The 19,387-nt window shown below is 56.2% G+C and carries 14 protein-coding genes and 1 tRNA gene; 9 read left to right on the plus strand and 6 right to left on the minus strand.

Annotated features, from left to right (window positions below):
- Positions 1–59: 59 nt before the first annotated feature.
- Positions 60–1,556, plus strand: a complete 1,497-nt coding sequence (locus DRW39_RS17310) for a hypothetical protein (RefSeq protein ID WP_116108320.1) — start codon at positions 60–62, stop codon at positions 1,554–1,556.
- Here DRW39_RS17310 and DRW39_RS17315 read toward each other — a convergent pair.
- Entirely contained in the window at positions 1,550–2,914 is a 1,365-nt protein-coding gene (locus DRW39_RS17315) for a TlpA disulfide reductase family protein (RefSeq protein ID WP_116108321.1), read from the minus strand. The genes DRW39_RS17310 and DRW39_RS17315 overlap by 7 nt on opposite strands.
- A 135-nt stretch (positions 2,915–3,049) precedes the next feature.
- Here DRW39_RS17315 and DRW39_RS17320 point away from each other — a divergent pair.
- The 3 genes from DRW39_RS17320 (at position 3,050) to DRW39_RS17330 (ending at position 4,414) form a co-directional block, all read left to right on the plus strand.
- Positions 3,050–3,124, plus strand: a tRNA-Arg gene (locus DRW39_RS17320).
- A gap of 144 nt (positions 3,125–3,268) precedes the next feature.
- Positions 3,269–3,703 carry a hypothetical protein gene (locus tag DRW39_RS17325; RefSeq protein WP_116108322.1) on the plus strand — a complete coding sequence of 145 codons (435 nt, stop codon included), beginning with the start codon at positions 3,269–3,271 and terminating at the stop codon, positions 3,701–3,703.
- 6 nt (positions 3,704–3,709) lie between these two features.
- A complete protein-coding gene (locus DRW39_RS17330; RefSeq protein ID WP_116108323.1) occupies positions 3,710–4,414 on the plus strand; it encodes a hypothetical protein in 705 nt (234 codons plus the stop codon).
- An 18-nt stretch (positions 4,415–4,432) separates the two neighbouring features.
- Here the strand turns inward: DRW39_RS17330 and DRW39_RS17335 are convergent, their stop codons facing one another.
- The 5 genes from DRW39_RS17335 to DRW39_RS17355 form a co-directional block, all read right to left on the minus strand.
- Positions 4,433–4,819, minus strand: coding sequence for a hypothetical protein (locus tag DRW39_RS17335; protein WP_116108324.1), 387 nt, complete (start codon positions 4,817–4,819; stop codon positions 4,433–4,435).
- A gap of 1,324 nt (positions 4,820–6,143) precedes the next feature.
- On the minus strand, positions 6,144–6,854 hold the full coding sequence (locus DRW39_RS17340; RefSeq protein ID WP_116108325.1) for a hypothetical protein: 711 nt from the start codon (positions 6,852–6,854) through the stop codon (positions 6,144–6,146).
- A 98-nt stretch (positions 6,855–6,952) separates the two neighbouring features.
- A complete protein-coding gene (locus DRW39_RS17345; RefSeq protein ID WP_116108326.1) occupies positions 6,953–7,972 on the minus strand; it encodes an inorganic phosphate transporter in 1,020 nt (339 codons plus the stop codon).
- 59 nt (positions 7,973–8,031) lie between these two features.
- Complete coding sequence (locus DRW39_RS17350) at positions 8,032–10,572, minus strand: TonB-dependent receptor (RefSeq protein ID WP_116108378.1); 2,541 nt, start codon at positions 10,570–10,572, stop codon at positions 8,032–8,034.
- A 112-nt stretch (positions 10,573–10,684) separates the two neighbouring features.
- The gene (locus tag DRW39_RS17355) at positions 10,685–11,116 is read right to left on the minus strand and encodes an RrF2 family transcriptional regulator (protein WP_116108328.1); all 432 of its coding nucleotides are present in this window, start codon (positions 11,114–11,116) and stop codon (positions 10,685–10,687) included.
- A gap of 225 nt (positions 11,117–11,341) precedes the next feature.
- On the opposite strand from DRW39_RS17355, the gene DRW39_RS17360 reads away from it, so the two are divergent.
- From DRW39_RS17360 to DRW39_RS17380, 5 genes are all read left to right on the plus strand, one after another.
- Positions 11,342–11,590 carry a hypothetical protein gene (locus DRW39_RS17360; protein ID WP_116108329.1) on the plus strand — a complete coding sequence of 83 codons (249 nt, stop codon included), beginning with the start codon at positions 11,342–11,344 and terminating at the stop codon, positions 11,588–11,590.
- 44 nt (positions 11,591–11,634) lie between these two features.
- Positions 11,635–12,801, plus strand: coding sequence for a hypothetical protein (locus DRW39_RS17365; RefSeq protein ID WP_116108330.1), 1,167 nt, complete (start codon positions 11,635–11,637; stop codon positions 12,799–12,801).
- Positions 12,802–12,841: 40 nt separating this feature from the next.
- Positions 12,842–14,461: a GMC oxidoreductase gene (locus DRW39_RS17370; protein WP_116108331.1), complete on the plus strand. Its 1,620-nt coding sequence runs from the start codon at positions 12,842–12,844 to the stop codon at positions 14,459–14,461.
- A 123-nt stretch (positions 14,462–14,584) separates the two neighbouring features.
- Complete coding sequence (locus DRW39_RS17375) at positions 14,585–17,716, plus strand: tetratricopeptide repeat protein (RefSeq protein ID WP_232830181.1); 3,132 nt, start codon at positions 14,585–14,587, stop codon at positions 17,714–17,716.
- Positions 17,717–17,729: 13 nt separating this feature from the next.
- On the plus strand, positions 17,730–19,367 hold the full coding sequence (locus DRW39_RS17380; protein ID WP_157976190.1) for a TonB-dependent receptor: 1,638 nt from the start codon (positions 17,730–17,732) through the stop codon (positions 19,365–19,367).
- Positions 19,368–19,387: the final 20 nt, after the last annotated feature.

A 19,387-nucleotide genomic window follows, 5' to 3' on the forward strand; every position in this document is an offset into this window, starting at 1 on the left:
GGAGATGAAGGTGGCGGTATATCTTTGTTCGACTGATATTCCTCGCCATCTCCCTTCCTTTGCGCTTCCTTTACCTTCTCGTGCTGGTCTTTTTTACGCTTACGCTGCGGGCGGAGCGACTAGAAGACCGGCTGCGCATTCTCATGCCGGGTGAAGGAGTGGAAGTCCGGCAGGACAGGCGGTTAGTGGAAGCCCGGATCGAGGATATCGTACGTCAGCTGCGTCGCGAAGATCAATTAGCACCATCTCCTCTACCGGACCAGATAAGCCGCATCGCCGCCCGGCTGAACGGGGATTTGCTGCAAACGTACCGACCTGACGCCCGGCTCATCGATGCGATTCGCGAAGGTATTTACAGCGATGCCACGGCTACTATCCTGTATGCGCTCAGCCTCGAGCAATTTAAGATCGTGTACGAGGTGCACGTCGACCACTGGGAAACCTACCTCCTCGTCGATCCCGCCGGTATACGCAAAAAGCTACATCACCCCCTGGCCCAGGAACACACTGAACTCAGTGAGATGACCTACCGGCGGGAATATCTTGCCTTGATCCGCAGCACCGCGGAACCCAATCTACCTCCCCTGACCGAACAACAATCGGACAGCCTTTTTTACCGCTATTTCTATTTTCCTTACGAACGGCTGACGATTAGGCAGTTGTCCGGATTCCAGCAACTTCGGCTCGGCATCCACGCTTACGCTGATGGGGACTACGACGCTACCCATGAATGCATAGCTCACGCCCGGCAACTGGACAACCGACCCGCCATTGACGTGCTCGAGCGCGCCGTGGAATGGCAAACCATGGCTTTCTCCGCCCTGGGAAGTCACCTCGAAACGACATCCCTATTCGAAAAGTGGCAACGAGAACCCGACGACCCCTACTACCCCGCCCTACTCCTGCAGACCTTCGACCGGCAGCACCGTGCGCTGTTGGCTAGCGACCGGCTGGACGAAGTCTCCCCGCTTATCCGGCAGTTCACGGTTCAGGTTCCGAAGGGCCGGCAGGACTGGGTGGAACGGCTGGAATCCCTCCGGGAGATCCGCTTGCTGCAGTATTATATCGAAAACCAAAAGGTAGTACCCGCCCTGGAACTGGCCGAACGGCTACTGAAGGGAGATGAGCAAAACCCACACTACCGCGCCTACGTGGCCGAACTGAGCCTCCACGAAATCCAGCGCAACCACGCCGAGCCGGAGGATCAGGTCCGGCTCGCGAAAGCCGCCGTTCGCAAGCATCCCTTTATCGCCAAGAATGCCCGGTATGCGGATGTTATGCTACGCGAATCAGCGCTCAGTATCCGCGACCACTTCGCCGCGGATCGGGAAGCGGAAGCTTTAAGGGAACTCGACTACTTCCGCGCGCAATTCGAGCGTCTTCCACGGGGCAACGATGCAGGGCTGTGGATACTGACGGCCTACGTAGCGGCGAGTAATTACTATTTCGCGGAGGAGGACTACCCCACCGCCCGTAGGTACGTCGAGGAAGCCCTGCGCCTTTACCCGCAGAGTGAATTTCTCCTCCACCAGCGTGACCTGCTGGCGCGTTACTGATCCGGTCCCGCCGCCGGGTCACCGGCTATCAATTCCTTTATACTCGCGTCGAAGCTTTCCTCAAACTCCGCGTACTTCGACGTGGCCGGCCCGTTGAACCCGGTATGGATACGACGGACCCGGTTCTCCCGGTCGACGAAGAGCAGTGTTGGATAGCTGATTACCCGGTCCAGCATGGGCAGGGCCTGACCCGCCTCCCGCTTGTCGTTGCTGGCGGCCAGCAGGATGGGCCAGTCGACCTCCATATTCTCTCGGTACCGCCGGACGGCCTGTTTACTCCGGTCGTCATCGGCACCGTACTGCTCGAAAGCCAGGGCGACCACCTGCAGATCCTTCACGTCATTTTTCGCCAGGTAAGCTTTTAGAAAATTCGTTTCGTCGCGGCAATTAGGACACCAGGTTCCGAATAGCTGCACCAGTTTTGGTCCGTCGATATCTTCTAAATCCACCGTATCGCCCTCCGGGGTGGGGAAAGCAAAGGCCAGGGGGATGTCCTCACGCAGTTTCGTGAGCTCATCCGGGCTGGTCAGCTCCGCCTGATCGTCGCGGCGGGCCGTCCAGTCGGTGATGTAGTGGCGCCCGCTGCGAAACGAGCCCGAAAGCGATCCGTCCTCCCGGATCACGGCTTCGAAGAGGAAGGCATGACTGCCGTCAAAAACGCTCAGGTACAGTTTATTTCCCTGTACCGTTCCCTCCAGGTACCGGTAATCTCCGGTTTCGGTACGGAACGTGCCGGTCAACTCGTTGCCCTGCTGGGTAAATTCCGCGATGCCCGGGTACGAATCCTCGTCCATGCCTCCGGCAAATTCTACAGCCCAGGTCCCACTTACGTCTGTCACCGGCTCCTTCCGCATGGTGGTAAATCGAAAACCTTTGCCAAAGTATGCCTTAAACGGAATGCGGTAGTCGGAGCGGTAGTGCACCACCCATACCCCCTCGATGACGTTCTCTTCGTGGTAGGCGCTGATGTGGGTATCGTAGACCGGGAAGTTGATACGGATGGTGTCGCGCCCGATGCTTTGGTCGCGCCCCGCCTCGATGTCCTCGGCGGGCACGATGATCTCCTCCGCCCCGTTGTGGATCACCATATGAAAGGTGGTATCGTCTTCGTAGACCACGTCGAAAGTGAAGGGCAACACCCCCTCGGTCACGTCATCGAATTCCAGGTCGACCTTTTCGGGCAGCGGTTCCCCCTTCGGATTGGGGATGATGGGGTTATACTCCAACTCCAGCACGCCCCGGTACGGGCCGGGCGGCAGGTAGGCATAGCGCTCCTGTACGAATACGCAGGAAGCGATCGTAAGCAGAATCAATAGGGCGGCGAGCGCAGGTAAATAGCTTTTCGGGGAAGGGAACATGTCGCGGGGCTTGAATCAGTTGAGTTCGCCGGGTGGTTCGAAGAAACTCCTACGCTTTATACGCTTTTCCTGCCGACTAGTTGGTCATCTCCGCTCCTTGCTGTACTTTTGCGTCCGCTCCCGCGGGAGACGTCCGGTCTCGTAGTACAACGGATAGTATACAGGTTTCCGAAGCCTGCGATGATGGTTCGATTCCATCCGAGACCACCAAACTTCTTGATAATCAGGCATTTACACTATATTTGGGCAAACGTTGTGACCTTTTTTGGGTATTGTTTTTCCAAACTTTTTGTGTCGACATTACTTTAGCTCCCTTCGACGCTCTCACTTGGTTCAACCACTTATCTAGCTCAAATGGCAAAATCAGGTAAGAGCAGGGAGAAGAATCGACGCAAAGACGTTGATCAGCCTGAAGAGACTTTATCTTGGGCAAAGAACCTTTCAAATCGTCTGCAGGCTTACGCTCCAATCTTGTCGATTGTCGGGGCGATAATGGCCGCCGCGGGTGCTTATGGTTGGTGGCAGGGGCACGTACGCTACGATGAACTTAGGCGGGACTTTTTTGCTGCTCACGCCCTTGAAGTAGCCCGCCTTGAGGGCCAGTTGAAGGTTTGTCAAGAAAACAGTAGCTTGGAGATGGAACCCAAAATACGTGATGACTTGGCCAAATTGTATCAACTCAACATTGATTTGGTACAACAGCTCGGTGACGCTAGGAATTGCAGAGAAATAGAAAATACTGAATCAAAACTTGACTCTCTCAGATTGTTCTTTGCATGCGACAATTGAATTGGTATGAAAGCTCTACTATGGGTAGTTGTGGGTTTGGTTTATGCTGGGTCATTGGGAGTGTTCATCTACACTCCTTCTCCTAGTTCCCTGGCTGATGACGAATTGTACCAAGCAGCTTTGTCCGATGCCAGAGAAGTAGTATATGAAACCTACGTATTACCCACTATTTCAAACCAGCTGATCTCCATCCAAAGGACCTACGAATCCATGGATACCGTTCTCTTTGGACAGCAGCCAGGGCCTTCCGTGTCTGCCTCAACTGGCGCGCCTTTTAGGACATATTCTCGTCACGGGCTTTTGCTGTATGATGGAAATTTTATGTCAAGTGAATTTGCAGATTCACTACTCTACTCTCTCAGAACCAATATTCAGCCTAAGCTTCAGCAGGATAAAAGTATGCGGATCGAGGCCAAGCCTTTCTACACTCCGCGCCCTTCAGATGGCATTCCTCCCGAATGGCTTCCATATGTTGTTAACGAGTTAGGAAGCTCCTTCGACTTTTTATTAATGGTCTATCCGATCCGCACTGAGGAAGGTACTATTCAGCCCACCCCTGGTTTAGGAGGCGTGCTATACTGGGATCATGCGCATCCCAATGGATTTGCGTTTTCCAACGTTTTAGATGCTCAATACGAGGAAAATATACTGGCAGGAGATTTGATTAAGAGAATCTTGGCGGCGCCAAGTCGAGCTGAGGTGGAACAGTAGGCTACAGTAGTTGCAACTCTACTTAAGCGGGCGTTTATATGTAACCGCCCTCCTCCAGATAGACACGTTGTAGCTGCAGGGACTACATCGACCTTGTACCTGTCCCGAAATTCCCAATTCTCCCCGCTGTCGGTGATTGATCAGGGAAAGTTTTACGGACTCGCCGCGGCGATATTCGAGATTGTCCATCACAATACAACTTACCGCTCCTCGACTCGCGGCTTGGTTGCAGAGCGGTAAGCCCCGCAGGAAAAGCGCGTCAATTACGTAGGCCTCATCGAGGGGATTCAGGCTGAGCAGGTTGACCCGCGGAATGTGGCCGCCGCTGCGCTTGACAAAATCCCGGTAGGCTTTCTTCACCGGGTTCGTTCGGCGGGAGCGTACCGCGCTGAGGTGACCGGCCACACGGTGCGCGATGTCATCACTGCGGCCGACGTAGTAATCGCCGAGCAGGTAGACACCGGCATGCCGCCCCGCCCCCCTCTAAAGCAAAAGCTCCGACCCACCGGGCCGAAGCTTTTGAAAATAGTATTCAAATCTTAGTGTCTCTAAATGAAAGCCCGCAATTATCGGCAAGATCTTTGCGCCTTGCCGTAAGTGCTGTGCGAAGCTATGGGTTCACGGACCAAACACCTACGATTCAAGTAATTAATTATCCACGTTTGCCCTTTTGTTTTCCACAATACTCACCACTTTTTTACCCCCAATCCACCAAATGTTATCGGTTGGCTCCAAAAGCTAGCCTTTAGACCCTCGATGGCCGGATCATTTCCCTACGATTAGGTACCGCTCAAGGTTTAATTCTGCCCTTATCATAATTGGTGTCATTACATCGGTTGCGAACTCACACATGGGGTCGAATTTAGAGTTCTATCATTAAGTGTTGTGTTTTCATAGTGTCTCTATATGGAGCCCCGACAGTGAGTTACTGTCGGGGTCTTTCTTTTTTTGTGACTTACAGTCGCAGAGATATTTGAAGCTAATCTTGTTCCATGTCAACACATATGGCCACCACATAGTGATAGATCCAAACGATGCAACGGCATCAAATACTTCCTAACCCACCCCACTCCAACCGGCCAGTAAACGCGCCTTTAGACATTGTACTTCAGCGGACTAAGCACCCTTGCGCTGCTAATCCCACGGCTTCACGGTTCGGCTTTCGGACTTTCAGCCAGTCGCCCAAGAAATCAGCGTAGCATACGATGGAATCCAGGCCAGCCACGCCGATGAGGAGCTTACTTACTGTATCGCTCACGCCGAAGCCAACAATGGCGTTATTGGCGGCAGGCTGGACACGACGGTGGAGAAGATTAAGTAGGACAGCCGCGCTTACTTGTCACCCAGGACCCTAACCGGCCGACGCCTCCGCAGACGCGCGCCGAACTGCAAGACGGAGTTTTCTGGAACACTCATTTATCAATTGTGCGGCCGTGGCGGGGTGTTAAATGGGGTGGGTGGCCGCGAGCGGCGCAGGCGCTGAAGAGGATAATGTACGGACCAAAAATAACTAGCAAGACTACTTTAAAAAAAATCGCCGCTCTCTGCCAAAAGATGGATTTAGGTTTTCGCTGACACTAATTATGGCTCCATCAAAATTGCCGTTTAGTCAGGCGACTCTTGTGCTTCCAGTTGCAGCTAGAATCCTTTACGGGCATCACTATTCCATCCGAAACCGCTTGAAATCCACGGCCGCATACCGCGATCGGGGATTTGATTTTTACAGCCCCTAGTTCGCTAGCGAAGCCGTCAGGTGGTCCCGCAGATTGTCTTCCGCTGAAACAAGCGTATCGCGAATCAGCTTCGCCTTGCGCAGTCGCTCTTCCCATTCATCCCGATCGTGATTCACTAGGGGCAGCAATCCCTCGTAAAGCGTTTCCACTTCTTGTATCGATAGTCCTACGCCGTCGAAGACGGCATAACTTTCAAACCGAAATTCCCGGAGCAAAGGATCCTGCCACTCGATAACTATACTACCGTCGGAGACCTGCACTTCCAACAGCCACGATACCTCGGAGGGCGCGGCCGACCATACTTCTTCTGTGCTGATCAATGTTTTGCCGGCCTGGGAATATACGTAGGGACTCATCACGCGCAACAGCATCGTGCCCGACTGCGGATCTAGGTAGGCCTGACCGGGATCGTAGGTCATTCCCGCCCGGACCAACCACTGAAGCGTGGCGCTATAATTCTCTTCTCGTGAGAAAGCATTTTGTAGCCGCGTAACCAGATAAAAGTTACCGGCGGAATCGACCGGTATCTCGGGATATCCCCGCTGATTGCCAATCGCTTCCCGCAGTGCTTCCGCTTCTCTGCGGTATTTGTTCGTATCGATCGTGCCCGCTTCCAGACGTTGCTGGAGCACACTGTCTTCGGCAAGTTTGCTCTGCGCAATGCCGACGTTGGACAAAAGGAACAGGAGGTAGAGCGATGCCTTCATGGATTATATTTTATCCAAATTATCCGCTTTCCTCCTCACATTCGCGTCCCAAGTCCGCTTTAGCGTTTCCTTAGCGCCTATTTAAATTTCTCCTAACATCAGCGTACCAGAACCAGTAGTCCGTAAGTAAGAAAAAAGGCAAAGGCCGGGGCAATTCCCCAGATGGTGAAGAAGCGCTTCACCGTAGGGTTGGAAAAGGTAGCCGCCCACCCATGCTTACTTACGCTTAGCGCGATAAAGGCCGCGCCGTTGAGCTGAACGAGAGATGTCGGTATGCCCTTTACGACCGATGCCAGCAGCAATAGCGTCGCCACGAGCGTAGCGATGATGGCGGCGTAGAAGGGCGTGACGGCGACGATTCCCTTCCCCGTAGTTTCCGTCACGGTGTGCCCCAGTAAAGAACTGCCAATCGCGAAGCAGGGGGCGACGACCAGTACCGAAAGAATGATGATGGGTAGAAAGTCGCCGGCCGAGGCGATCCCCACCTCATTGGCCGTAAGCGAGGCAATCGGCGCCGCGGCGTTGGCCACGTTGTTGGCCCCAATGGAGAAAGCGACGTAAAGCGAAGCGAAAATGAGCAAGGCTTTCAGCCCCGTGTGCTTGCGTAATCTTCCATAGTCAATGGACGGGAGTTGGCTGCGCATCGTCGGGACGATATAGCGCGCCAGTCCCAGCATGATGACGAAGGAGATCACCGGTAAAATGGCCCAGGTGGGGATGATCTCGTAAAACAGCGTATGTGTATTCAGACCGTCCAGGGCGTAGGCCGCGCCGGCGATGGACATCACCGTACTCTGGCTTGTCGACTGCGGTACGCCGATCAGGTTGGAGGCCAGCAGCGTTATGCCGATCGAAAGCAGGATGATCGAGGTATTAAGCGGGGTGAAGAAAACCTGTTCCAGGATACCGTTACCGAGGGTCAGTGACACCTCCTTCCCGGCGAGCAAGGCCCCGACCAATACCATTATTCCGAACAGCCCGGGTACCATGGTCCGTTTGATGACGTCCGCTCCGTAAGCAGCGGAAAAGGCGGGGGCGGTGCCGCTTCCCCCCATATTTATTGCCACGAACATGGCCAATAGAATGGGGATGGTTAATACGTGAAATGCGTCTGACATGTAAATAGAGAAAAGATGCTTAGTGATTCGAAGAAGAGATGGTCAGCCCTGCAAAGAGCCTAGAGATGTACGTACCGAAGGGTAATGCCCACGGTGGCCGGATCACCCAGGACCGCGGCGTAGTGACCGCTGTTCCCTCCGGCCGGGAGAAGTTGTTCGAAGTAGCGGGTTCCCGTAATGTTCCGCCCCCATACGAAAGCGGTCAGACCGGCCGGCATCCGAAAGCCCAGGCGGGCATTCACCAATGCGTAGCCGGCGATGTTCAGGTAGTCCGAGGGGGAAGGGCTCGAGGAAAAGCCGCTGCGGGCGTAGGTATCCGCGCTGGCGAACCACTCCCCTTCCCAGGACAGCAGCTTCCCGGTACGGAAATATTCCGTGGATAGACTACCCGTCCATTTGGATACCCCGGGCAGGCGTTCGCCGGAAATATCCTTGAGCGATTCGCCGCCCGTTTCTTCCAGGGGCACCGGGGCGTTGGGGAAGGAGACGTAGCGGCCATCCAGGTAGCTCACCGATACGGAAGTGCGTAAGTGGCGGCTCCTTTCTACCGTAGCTTCCAGCTCGGCTCCCGCTACCGATACCTTATCGGCATTGGCCAGGTACCCGCGCGTCACGCCCAGCTGTTCGGACTGCACGTTCGTCTGGTAATCATCGATAGCGGTGAAGAAGGCCGTAAAGTTCAGGATCGAACCGGAGGTGGGCTCGGATTTTAGACCGACTTCAAAGTGATTAACCCTTTCCGGGCGGACGATAGCCAGCTCCAGCAGGGGAACATCCTGCTCGGCCGGAATACCACCTAGGTTCAAGCCGACCGGTTTGACGGCGTGGGCGTAGTTCCCGAACACCCGCAGGTTGGGATGGACGGCGTATTGGAGGCTCAACTGACCCGAGAGGTTGAAATTATCAATACGGGCGCTAAATTGCTGCGGGCGGAATACCCGCCGCTGGAGCGCCAGTAATTCTGGGTCGGAGGTAGCGAGGCCCCCGTATACGGACTGCCGGAAGTCCACTTGTTTGTCATCGTAATTGAGACGCAGGCCGGGGGTAAGAGTCACGCGCTCGGAAATATCCCAGCTCAATTGGCTGAATAGCGCCGTACTCAAATTATTAAAGGCGGGATAGGTTTCCTGGGTCAGTCCGTCGAGCAGCCCCGGCGTTTGCCAGAGTGGGTTTTCACTATCCTGCACGAAACGCCACTGGTCGGGTCCCGCCTCCAGGATGTGCGCCCCGTCAGGACGCAGCCGCTGATAAAAAGCAAATAACCCTACGACCCCGTTCAGGGAAGGCCGAATAGCACCTGAGTACCGCAGCTCCTGCGACCACTGATGGTGGATGGAAGGGGCTTGAGAGCGGGCAATGGCCGAAAGTCCGGTAAAATCACGGTCGTTAGAAGAATCCCACTTCCACCAGCGCCACGCTGAGATGGAGGTAAATTCCCCCGCCCCGACCTGCCGCGTGGCGGTGAGGGAAGCTCCGGCCATATCCTGGTTGGATCGCCAGGGCGTATCGTGGTCGACCACGCGGTCGAAGGGGTTCGTCGATGGCAGCCGATAGCCAAGATCCTCAATGATCGCTGGAAACTGGCGGTAGGTAGCCCGCTGGGTGGGCACCGTGCCGGCGTACACCTGAGCATAACCGTCCGGCCGCTGCCTGGTGTAATCGCCCGTCAGTAGCAGCGTGGTTCGGGAGTCGGGTTCAAAAAGGAGTTGGCCGCGTACGCCCTGGTTGGCGAGGGTATTGATGTACTTCTCCGTGCGTTGGTTATACACGGTTCCTTCCCGGCTGGTACCCGTGAAGGAAAGTCGCGCCGCCAGGTGGTCAGCGACCAATGGCCCGGAGATTGAGCCTTTGGTTTGCACGAATCCGTAGTTGCCGAATGATTGTTCCAGGGTGACGGAAGGCGACATTGTAGGCTTGCGCGTCACGATGTTGAAGCTTCCAGCCGTAGCGTTTTTTCCGAATAGCGTCCCCTGGGGCCCGCGCAGGACTTCAATCTGCCGTACGTCAATGAAGTCAAGTGAGCTGGCTGCCGGACGGGCGTAATAAACGCCGTCAACGTAGAATCCGACCCCGGGATCGATACCGTCGTTGGTCAGGCCAAAGGTGGACCCTAGGCCACGAACGTTCAAGGTCGTGTTCCGCGGGTTGGAAGCGTATAACTGCACCGATGGCACCATTTCCTTCACCCGGTTAACGTTGAAGGTCACGGCATTGTCCAGTTCCTTTGCACCAAGGACCGTTACGGGGATCGGTGTTACCTGGGCGGATTCCCCGGAGCGACGGGCGGTCACGACTACTTCATTCAAAGCGGCCCCATTAGGCACGAGCCGGATGGCCAGATCACCGCCGGAAATGGTAAACGCCCGTTCTTCGTAGCCGATGTAGCTGACCTGGATCTCTACGGGAAAGGAACCTGTATAAGGAAGTTCAAAGCGGCCGTCGAGATCGCTCGTCGTGCCGATGGTCGTTCCCGTAATCAATACCGTAGCTCCGGGAAGCGGATCGGCGGAAAGACTGTCCCCTACCCACCCGGTTACGGGTCTTTGGCCGGAAAGGGATCCAGCAATTAGTAGGGCGATAGAAAGTAGGAATTGCTTCATAATGGTCTGCTGAGTCATCACCTATTAATCCTACCTTTTTTGTAGGACTATACAAATGTAGTTCTCCCATTAATCCCATAGAATAGGTAGGAATAAAAATTTCAAAAATTTTTTACTCCCGCATTTTACGTTCGCGCTCCAGGATGCTCGCCAGGGTTGCCCCCTTCAGTCGGGCAACGGTTGCATTGCGAATCTCCAGGGCCACTTGCCTGATGCCGCAGGTTTCTTCATCCACGCATTCTTCACAGGGTTCGTAGTAATCGTGGGTCACGCATGGCAGCAAGGCAATAGCCCCGTCGAAGAGACGAACAACCTGCGCCAGGTCGATTTCTTCTGGGCGGCCATTGAGCGAGTAGCCGCCGTATTTCCCCTTCTTGCTTTTTAAAATTCGGGCGTTTTTCAACTCCGTCAGGATGGCCTCCAGGAACTTTAAAGGAATATGCCGATCCTCCGCGATGCGGCTGACGGAGATCGGTTGCTCGTCTTCGTAGCGCGCCAGATAGACCAGCGCATTGATCGCATATTTCGTTTTTCTGGATAGCAAGTGAGAATGATTTTTCCCGGATGGTACTTCCCAACGGCTGATCGTCGGAATATCGGGTTGACGGCGCAAATTACGTAATACTTGCTGCGGCACGCGATCGCAACTGCTCTTCCGGAAGGCTCCTTTTCTACCCGCTAACATTAAATAATGTGACCAAGCAGCAAGCGGACCGTCGCAACTATGCGTTAATGGTTCACTTGTCTCTCATGAAGTTTTTGTTATTGTATGAATCTTGACCCCAGCACCCGCAGCCACTATGCGTTCCATCGTGACCTTCTTAACAGTAACGGTATTCAAATCGACATCGAGTTTTTGGTTGCCCACCGTATTGGTTTGCGGGTGCAACAGGTCGGTAATTTAGATGGCCTCATATCCGCCGCTGAACTCCACGACCGCGCCACGGCCATTTTCCGCTTTCTTCCCTATGTCCCGGTCGTTCGTGTACTTCCGGCGGCATCGATATCCTGCAAGTGAAGTACGCACGAATCGTATGCCGGATGGCTTACCTTTGACGCCCCATGGCGCTCACCGGTATTTTACCTCCCCTTCTCTTCAGTCTGGCCTTTCTACTGCCGGCGTATTGGCTATGGCGGCGGGGTCGCACAGGCTTCGCGATTTTTCCAGCCCTGACTGCCCTTATTCTAGCGGTCAGCACCCTGGCCATTTATGTCCAGGATATCCAACACCGTCAGGCGGCCTCCGACTTGCGCCTGCTAACCGATGCACTTCGAAAGGACGACCTGTACGGCGATGCCGATTTACGCGAAGCGGAAGAAACGCTCTTTTTCTTTTCCACCGCCTCTCAGGCGCTCTACCGCGGACTGAATTACTTCCCGGACACCTTGGGCGTAACCGATAGCCTGCTCCGACGTATGGCGCAGTGGACGGTCAACCGGCGTAATTTACCGCAGTGGCAGCCCGGATCCGATTGGGACCACGAGGTCTTCTTCCTGGCCCACGCCGGTATCGTGCTCGGCCATTATCAACTAACGACCACCGACGAAACCTATGCGCCGCACTTTCGACGCATCGGCCGGTATCTGGGCGAGCGGTTACACCGGGGTCACTATAAACACCTCGGTAGCCACACCGACGAGAATTTGCTACGGCCCGCCGATAATGCCGCCGCGGTATACGCCCTCAGTTTATATGATGAATACTACGGGGAATCGCTGGCCGACGTGACGCGCCGCGAATGGACGAATTACATCGACAAGGAATTGCACTACGCGGAAAGCCGGCTGCCGTGCGCCGCCTTCACCCCGACCAACCGCTGCCGCATCGAACCCAGTGCGGCGGCCACGGGCCTGTACATCGCTTACCGGGCGGCGTCGGCACCGGGAGAGGTTACCACCGACATTCCATACCGCGAGTGGCTCCACTACTTCAAACGCTTTAGCGGCAATCCCTTTAGTCTGTCCATACGCCCAAATATGCGCAAGGGTGAAGTGGCCAGACTCTGTAATTCAGGTCTGGCACCGTTAGAGTGCGGGCAGTACGAAGAAGCCATCGGATTGTGGGCCGCCGCGGAATACGGAGGGGGCTATACCTACTTCCGCCTGTTCAGTCAGTACGTCTTCGCGCGTTGGTTCGGCGACCGGGTGGACTACGCGGGAATGCGGCCGGCGCGGCGGGTAAAGGAGCTGACGACCGTAGCGTTACGTACGATTGGCGAGACGAATTGAACCAATGCGGAATAGAGGCATTACCTAACAAATTTTAACGATGCCTAACGATTTCGATGTCATCATCATCGGTTCCGGAGCCGGCGGTGGTACGATTGCCTACACGCTCGCCGATACGGGAAAGAAGATCCTGATTCTTGAGCAGGGCAGTTTCCTGCCGCGGGAAAAAAACAACTGGGAACCCGAGTTTATCTTCGGCGAAGACGGCTATAAGGCGGACGTCGATTGGGAAGGCCCCGACGGTGAAAATATTCGCCCGGTTGTATACTACAACGTCGGTGGAAATACCAAGATGTACGGCGCGCTCCTCCACCGGCAGCGCCCCGAAGATTTCGAGGAGCAGGAGCATAAGGGGGGCATTAGTCCGGGCTGGCCCGTGTCATACGATGAGTTTGAGCCCTACTATATGATGGCCGAGCACGTCATGAAGATCCACGGCAACCGCGGAGAAGACCCCACCGAGGGTTGGTACAGCGGTCCGTTCCCCTTCAAAGCATTCCCTCACGAACGGCGCATTCAGGAGGTGGCCGATAAGCTCGCCGGCATGGGCCTCAAGCCACACCACTCCAATTTGGCCCTGAACCGGGACATTGACGAACCGTGGCGCCGCCCCTGTATCGCCTGCAACACCTGCGATCCCTTCCCCTGTATGGTGCACGCCAAGTCGGATGCGGAAACGGCCCTGGTCCGCCCGGCCCTAAAACACGATAACGTGACCCTCTGGACGGGCGCGCGCGTCGAGAAACTTATCGAAGAAAACGGCAAGATCACCCGCATCGAGGGTACCCGCGACGGGGAGCCGATGAGCCTGTCAGCCGATCTGGTAGTGGTCAGCTGCGGCGCTATCCAAACCGCGGCCCTGCTGCTGCGCTCGCGGGTGGCCAATTCCTCCGACCAGGTAGGCCGCAACTTTACGAAGCACAACCAGAGCGGTATCTCCGCGATGGATTACGACAACCCCAACCCCACCGTTTTTCAAAAGACGCTGGGCGTACACGATTTCTATCACGGTAGTCCGGAACACCCCTACCCCCTCGGCACGATACAGCTGACCGGCAAAGCGCACTGGACGCGGATCATGGGCGATTACGCTCACCTGGACATCAAGGAAGACCGCGCGAAAGAAGTACAGAAATACGCCGTTGATTTTTGGTTCACCAGCGAGGACCTGCCCGACGCAAATAATCGCATCGAGTGGACCGACAAGGGCATCAAGTTCAACTACCGCCCCAATAACCGGGAGAGCCATTACGAATTCCTCGATTTCTTTCAGGAAAAGTACCTGCGCCCGCAGGGCTTCAGCGATTTCATGCGCTCTACCAAGGGGCTCGAATTCACCTGGCACCAGGCCGGGACCGCTCAATTCGGTACCGACCCGAAAAAGAGCGTATTGGACGTCAACTGCAAGGCATGGGACCTGGATAACCTCTATGTCGTAGATGCAAGTTTTCAACCCAGCCAGGGAGCAACTAACCCCACACTGACGATCGTGGCTAATGCCATTCGCGTGGGCGAGCATCTTCGCAAGGAGTGGTTTGCCTCCGATGGGGTATCCATGGATGACTACCCGCTGTCGGATCTCTATATGGCCGACAGTGCCGCCGCGAACGTCACGGCGCCTACCTATAAAGCAGGCGATGACGAAAGCTGGGGCGCCTAAAAACAAACATTCCCGCCTTTTTAGATTTTGGTAACGCACGCTGCCGGCAACTCCCTACACTCAAGGCCGTCAGCTTGCGTTATCCCCCCACGGCCTATCTTGCCGTGCCTTAGACGTGACACTATGATGTTGAAACGCTTTTTACTACCCGGCTTACTGCTATTCGTATTATCCTTAGGACTTTCCGCTCAAGCGACAACCGTTTATACGGAAGCCTGGCGTACTTACAAGCAGGCCGAAGACCACCGCCAAAAAAACCTACTCGACAAGGCTAAGCGCGAGTACGAGGAAGTGGCCACCATGTTGCTACCTGTCCACGAACCCGAGGCCGAATTGCTACGCGTACAGGCCGAACTGTACGCCGCCAAGCTGGCCGTGCGCCTGGGTGACAGCGACGGGGAAAAACTGATCCTGGACTTCGTTCGCCGCTACCAACCGGACCCCATTGCCAATACGGCCCTGCTGGAGATCGCGAATTACTACTTCGACCAGAACAACCTGAGCAAGGCCATCGAATACTACGAAATGGCTCCCCGGGATATGATGACCTCGGAAGAACAGGCACAGGTAAATTTCCGCCTCGGGTACGCTTACTTCGTCCAGAAGGATTTCGACGAAGCTAAACGCTACTTCCAGTACAGCCGCAATATCCAGGGGGAATTCTACTATCCTACCAACTACTACCTCGGTATCATTCAGTTCTTTGAAGGGAACTACGACCTCGCCGCCGAGCAGTTTCAGATCGCGGAAAAGGATCCGCAGTACGAAGCCTACGTCCCTTATTATCTCACCCAGATTTACTTTGCCCAGCGGCGCTACGACGAACTGATCGCTTACGCCGCACCCCGCGTAGAGAATGGCAGCGCGGGTATGCGCAACCGGAGCGAGATGGAGCAGCTGCTCGGTCAGGCATACTTCGAAAAGGGCGATTACACCGCGGCCCGTCCCCTCCTGGAAAGCTACGCCCAGGGGAACCGCCGCCTACGGGAGGAAGAACTCTTTCAACTCGCCTTCGCCCAGTACCAAACGCAAGACTACGAACGGGCCAAAAAGACATTCCAGGAGGTATCCAGACAGGATACCGAGATCGGACAGAGTGCGAACTTTTACCTCGGGGATATTGCTCTCCGCCAGGGCGATGGCGTCGGTGCCCGCACGGCCTTCTCGGCCGCCAGCCGGCAGAACTTCGATCCCGAAATGCAGGGAGAAGCACTGTATAACTACGCAAAGCTGAGCTATGAACTCGGCTATCCCGCGGATGCGATAAGTGCCATTCAGCAACTGCCCCAGACCAGTAACTTCTATCCGGAAGGGCAGCGGTTGTTGGCGGATGTTTTCACCACCACCCAGGACTACGGACGTGTGCTGACCATCCTGGAAGGCATGCCCAACCGCTCACCCGAGTTGGACGAGGCTTACCAGCGGGCAGCCTTCATGCGGGGCCTTCAGCTGCTCGGTCAGGGAGAACTCGTGGAATCGAAGTCTCTCCTCGAACGGAGCCTGCAGCGTCCGGTCAACAGCAGCTACCGCGCCCAGGCACTTTACTGGCTCGCCGACCTGGCCAACCGTCAGAGCGATTACGCCACCTCCATCAACCTGACCAATCAGTTTCTCACCCTGGCTCGTTCCGTGGAAGGCCTGCCCCCACAGTCTTCGCTGTATACGGCCAACTACCTGCAGGGCTATAACTACCTGAAACAGGATAACTACGCCTCGGCCCTCAACTACTTCACCGCGGCGGTGGAAGGCATCGAGCGAAATCTTCCCTACATCACCGATACCGACGTGCGCGAACGCGTCTTAGGCGACGCCGTCCTCCGCGCGGGCGATGCGTACTTCTCCCGCAATCAGTACGACCTGGCCGCCCGCTTTTACGACGACGCGATCCAACGCCAGACAATCGGCTTCGTATACGCGCTTTACCAGAAAGCCCTCATCGAGGGGCTGCGCGGTCGACAGTCCGAAAAGCTGCTGGCCCTGGAACGTTTAGTGGAAAACTACCCCAACAGCCAGTTCGCCGACGATGCGCTCTACCAACTGGCACTCACCTATCAGGAATTGCAACGGCCGCAGGAAGCCCTCGAGCCGCTGCGCACCATTATTCGCCAGTATAAGGTCAATTCCCCGCTGGTCAATCAGAGCCTGCTACAGCTGGGACTCATCAGCTATAACCTTGGCAACAGTGAAGCCGCGGTCAACTACTACAAACAAGTATTCGCTTCAAATCCCACGCCGGGCGAGGCCACACGGGCAAGGGATGCTCTGCGGGAGATCTACGTCGACGATATGGGGAGGGCCGATCTCTTCTTCGATTTCTTCGAAACGATGCCGGGACAGGAAATCACTACCGACGCGCGTGACAGCATCTCCTTCCGTGCGGCCGTCAGCCAGTACGAGAACGGCAATTACGACCGGGCCGTCAATGCACTGACCCAGTACCTCCAGGAGTACCCGCAGAGCCCGAACGCGCTATCCGGCGTATTCTACCGCGGAGACAGCTACGTAGCCCTGCGCCGCTACAATGACGCCTTGCCCGACTACGAGGCGGTTATCAACGCCGGTCCCAGCCGTTTTTACCTTCCCGCATTGAAGAAAGCAAGCCTTATCGCCTACAATAGCGTCGAGGATTTCCAACGCTCCTACCGCCTCTACACCCTGCTCGAGGCCGCCGCCGACTCCGAAGCGACGCGCTACGACGCCCAGGTCGGCGCCCTGCAGTCCGCTTACCGCCTCAATGACGTGAACGCCACGGCCGACTACGCCGCGAAGGTGGCCGGCAACCGCAATGCGACCGTTGCTCAGAAGGCCATCGCCAACTTCTACCTCGGAAAAATTGCCTACGATCGCTCGCGGTTCGATGAGGCCATCCCCTACTTCGATGTCGTGATCAACAACAGCGACGACGAACGGACCGCCGAAGCTCGCTATTTACGGGCGTCATCCATCTACCAGCAGGGCGACCTGGACCGGGCACAGCAGTTAGCGCTGGATGCCAACCGGGAAAGCTCCGGCTATCCGTACTGGGTAGCCAAGACCGTTATTCTCCTCTCCGATGTGCTGCGCGATAAGCAGGATCTCTACAACGCCCGCGCGGCGCTGGAGGCTCTCCTCGAGAATTACGAGGAAGACCCGGAGCTGGTCGCCGAGGCCCGTGAAAAGCTTGCCCGACTAGAGGGCGAGATCAATGCCGGCAGCCGCCTCAACACCCAGCCTTCCGATCCCAATCGCCTCGAACTCGACAACGGCGGTAATTAAAAGACATATGTATATGCTCCGCATCCTCACACTCAGCTGCTGCCTGTTTTCGGCCGCCGGCCTGTTTGCCCAAAACACGGACCTGGAAGACAACAGCGTCACCGTAGTTACCAATTTCGAAGCCCGCCTGACCGATTCCGAACGGGTCAACGTCAATCCCGTGCTTCCCCCGGCCGACACCAGCAGTCGCCGGCAGACCTATAGCATCATTCCCCGCCCCCTGGCGATCGACTATCCCGCGCCCACGATTCGCCCGCGCGCCATCCAGCGCGAGGAGCCCGAACCGATCAACAACGCTTGGTTAAAGCTTGGCGGTGGTGTCCCCAACGCCCTCTACGCTGACGCCAGCTACGACTTCACCGGACGCGAGAACATGGACCTGGGCTTCTACGGTACCCACTACAGCTTCAACAATAATAACCAGGTAGAAAACCAGCGGGCCAGCGATACCAAACTCGGCGCTGAGGGCAGCTACCTCTTCGACCAGGGATTTGCAGTCGGTGCCGGCCTGAGTTACGACACTCGTAGCCGCTACTATTACGGGTACAACTTCAGTGACCTCCCCGCCGATTCCTCCCTCACTTTCGATCAGGACGAGGTGCGCCAGCGCTTCAACACCTTCGCCTTGCACACGGAGATCTATAACGGCACCCTCACCGAGGGCGCCTTCGATTACCGTGCCGGCATCGGACTATCCGTTACCAGCGCCGACCCCTCCGTGCGGGAGACCAGCTTCGACATCAATATCGCGGCCACTAAGTGGATCAACGAAACCAATCCGTTGGATGTCGAGCTACGTGCTGATTTCACCTCCTTCAAGGATACGAGCACCCAGAATCTAAACGTCGTCAGCCTGAGCCCCAGCTACACCGTCGTAGTCGCTGACCGGGTCAAACTGAAAGCGGGTATCCGCCTTACCAGTCAGGAAGATGACTTCGATGTCTTCCCCAACTTCACGGCCTCCGCCGTAGTTATCGACGGCCTCCTGAACGCCTTCGCCGGCGTCGAGGGTAACGTCCAGAAGAACACCCTGAAGTCACTCTCCGACTACAACCCCTGGATCAATACCCGCCTGCGTGTCCGTAACTCGGAAGCCACCCGCTACTACGGTGGTGTTGAGGGAAGCCTCCGCGGTATCGCCTTCCGCGCCGAGGCCGGCTACAAATACCTGGATAACCTGGCACTCTACCGCTACATGCGCGACGGCGACGGTATTCCCCGCTTCGACGTCATCTACGACGATGGCAGCCAGATTTACGTGCAGGCCACCGCTACCCTACCTATCGTTGAGGACCTGGACCTCAATGCGACCGTGGTACAGCGCTTTTACAACATGGAGGACGAGGAAAAGCCGTGGCACCTGCCCAGCTTCAGCCTGAATGCCGCCGGCATCTACACGCTCCGTACCCTGCCCCTTCAACTGCGCGCCGACTTCTTCGTAGAGAACGGCCTACCCTACCAGACTTTGGAGGGCGGCACGGATCACCTCAATGCCCTCCTCGATCTTAGCCTCAACGCCGAATACACTATTAACGACCACTTCGGTGTCTGGGCCCGCGTCAACAACCTACTCAATAACCGCCGCGAGCGCTTCTACACCTACCCCACCATCGGGACGAACTTCATGGTCGGAGCTTCCGCGCGCTTCTAACCCCGCACCCCGCAATCCCG

The sequence above is a fragment of the Lewinella sp. IMCC34191 genome, from assembly GCF_003390935.1.
Taxonomy (GTDB): Bacteria; Bacteroidota; Bacteroidia; order Chitinophagales; family Saprospiraceae; genus Neolewinella.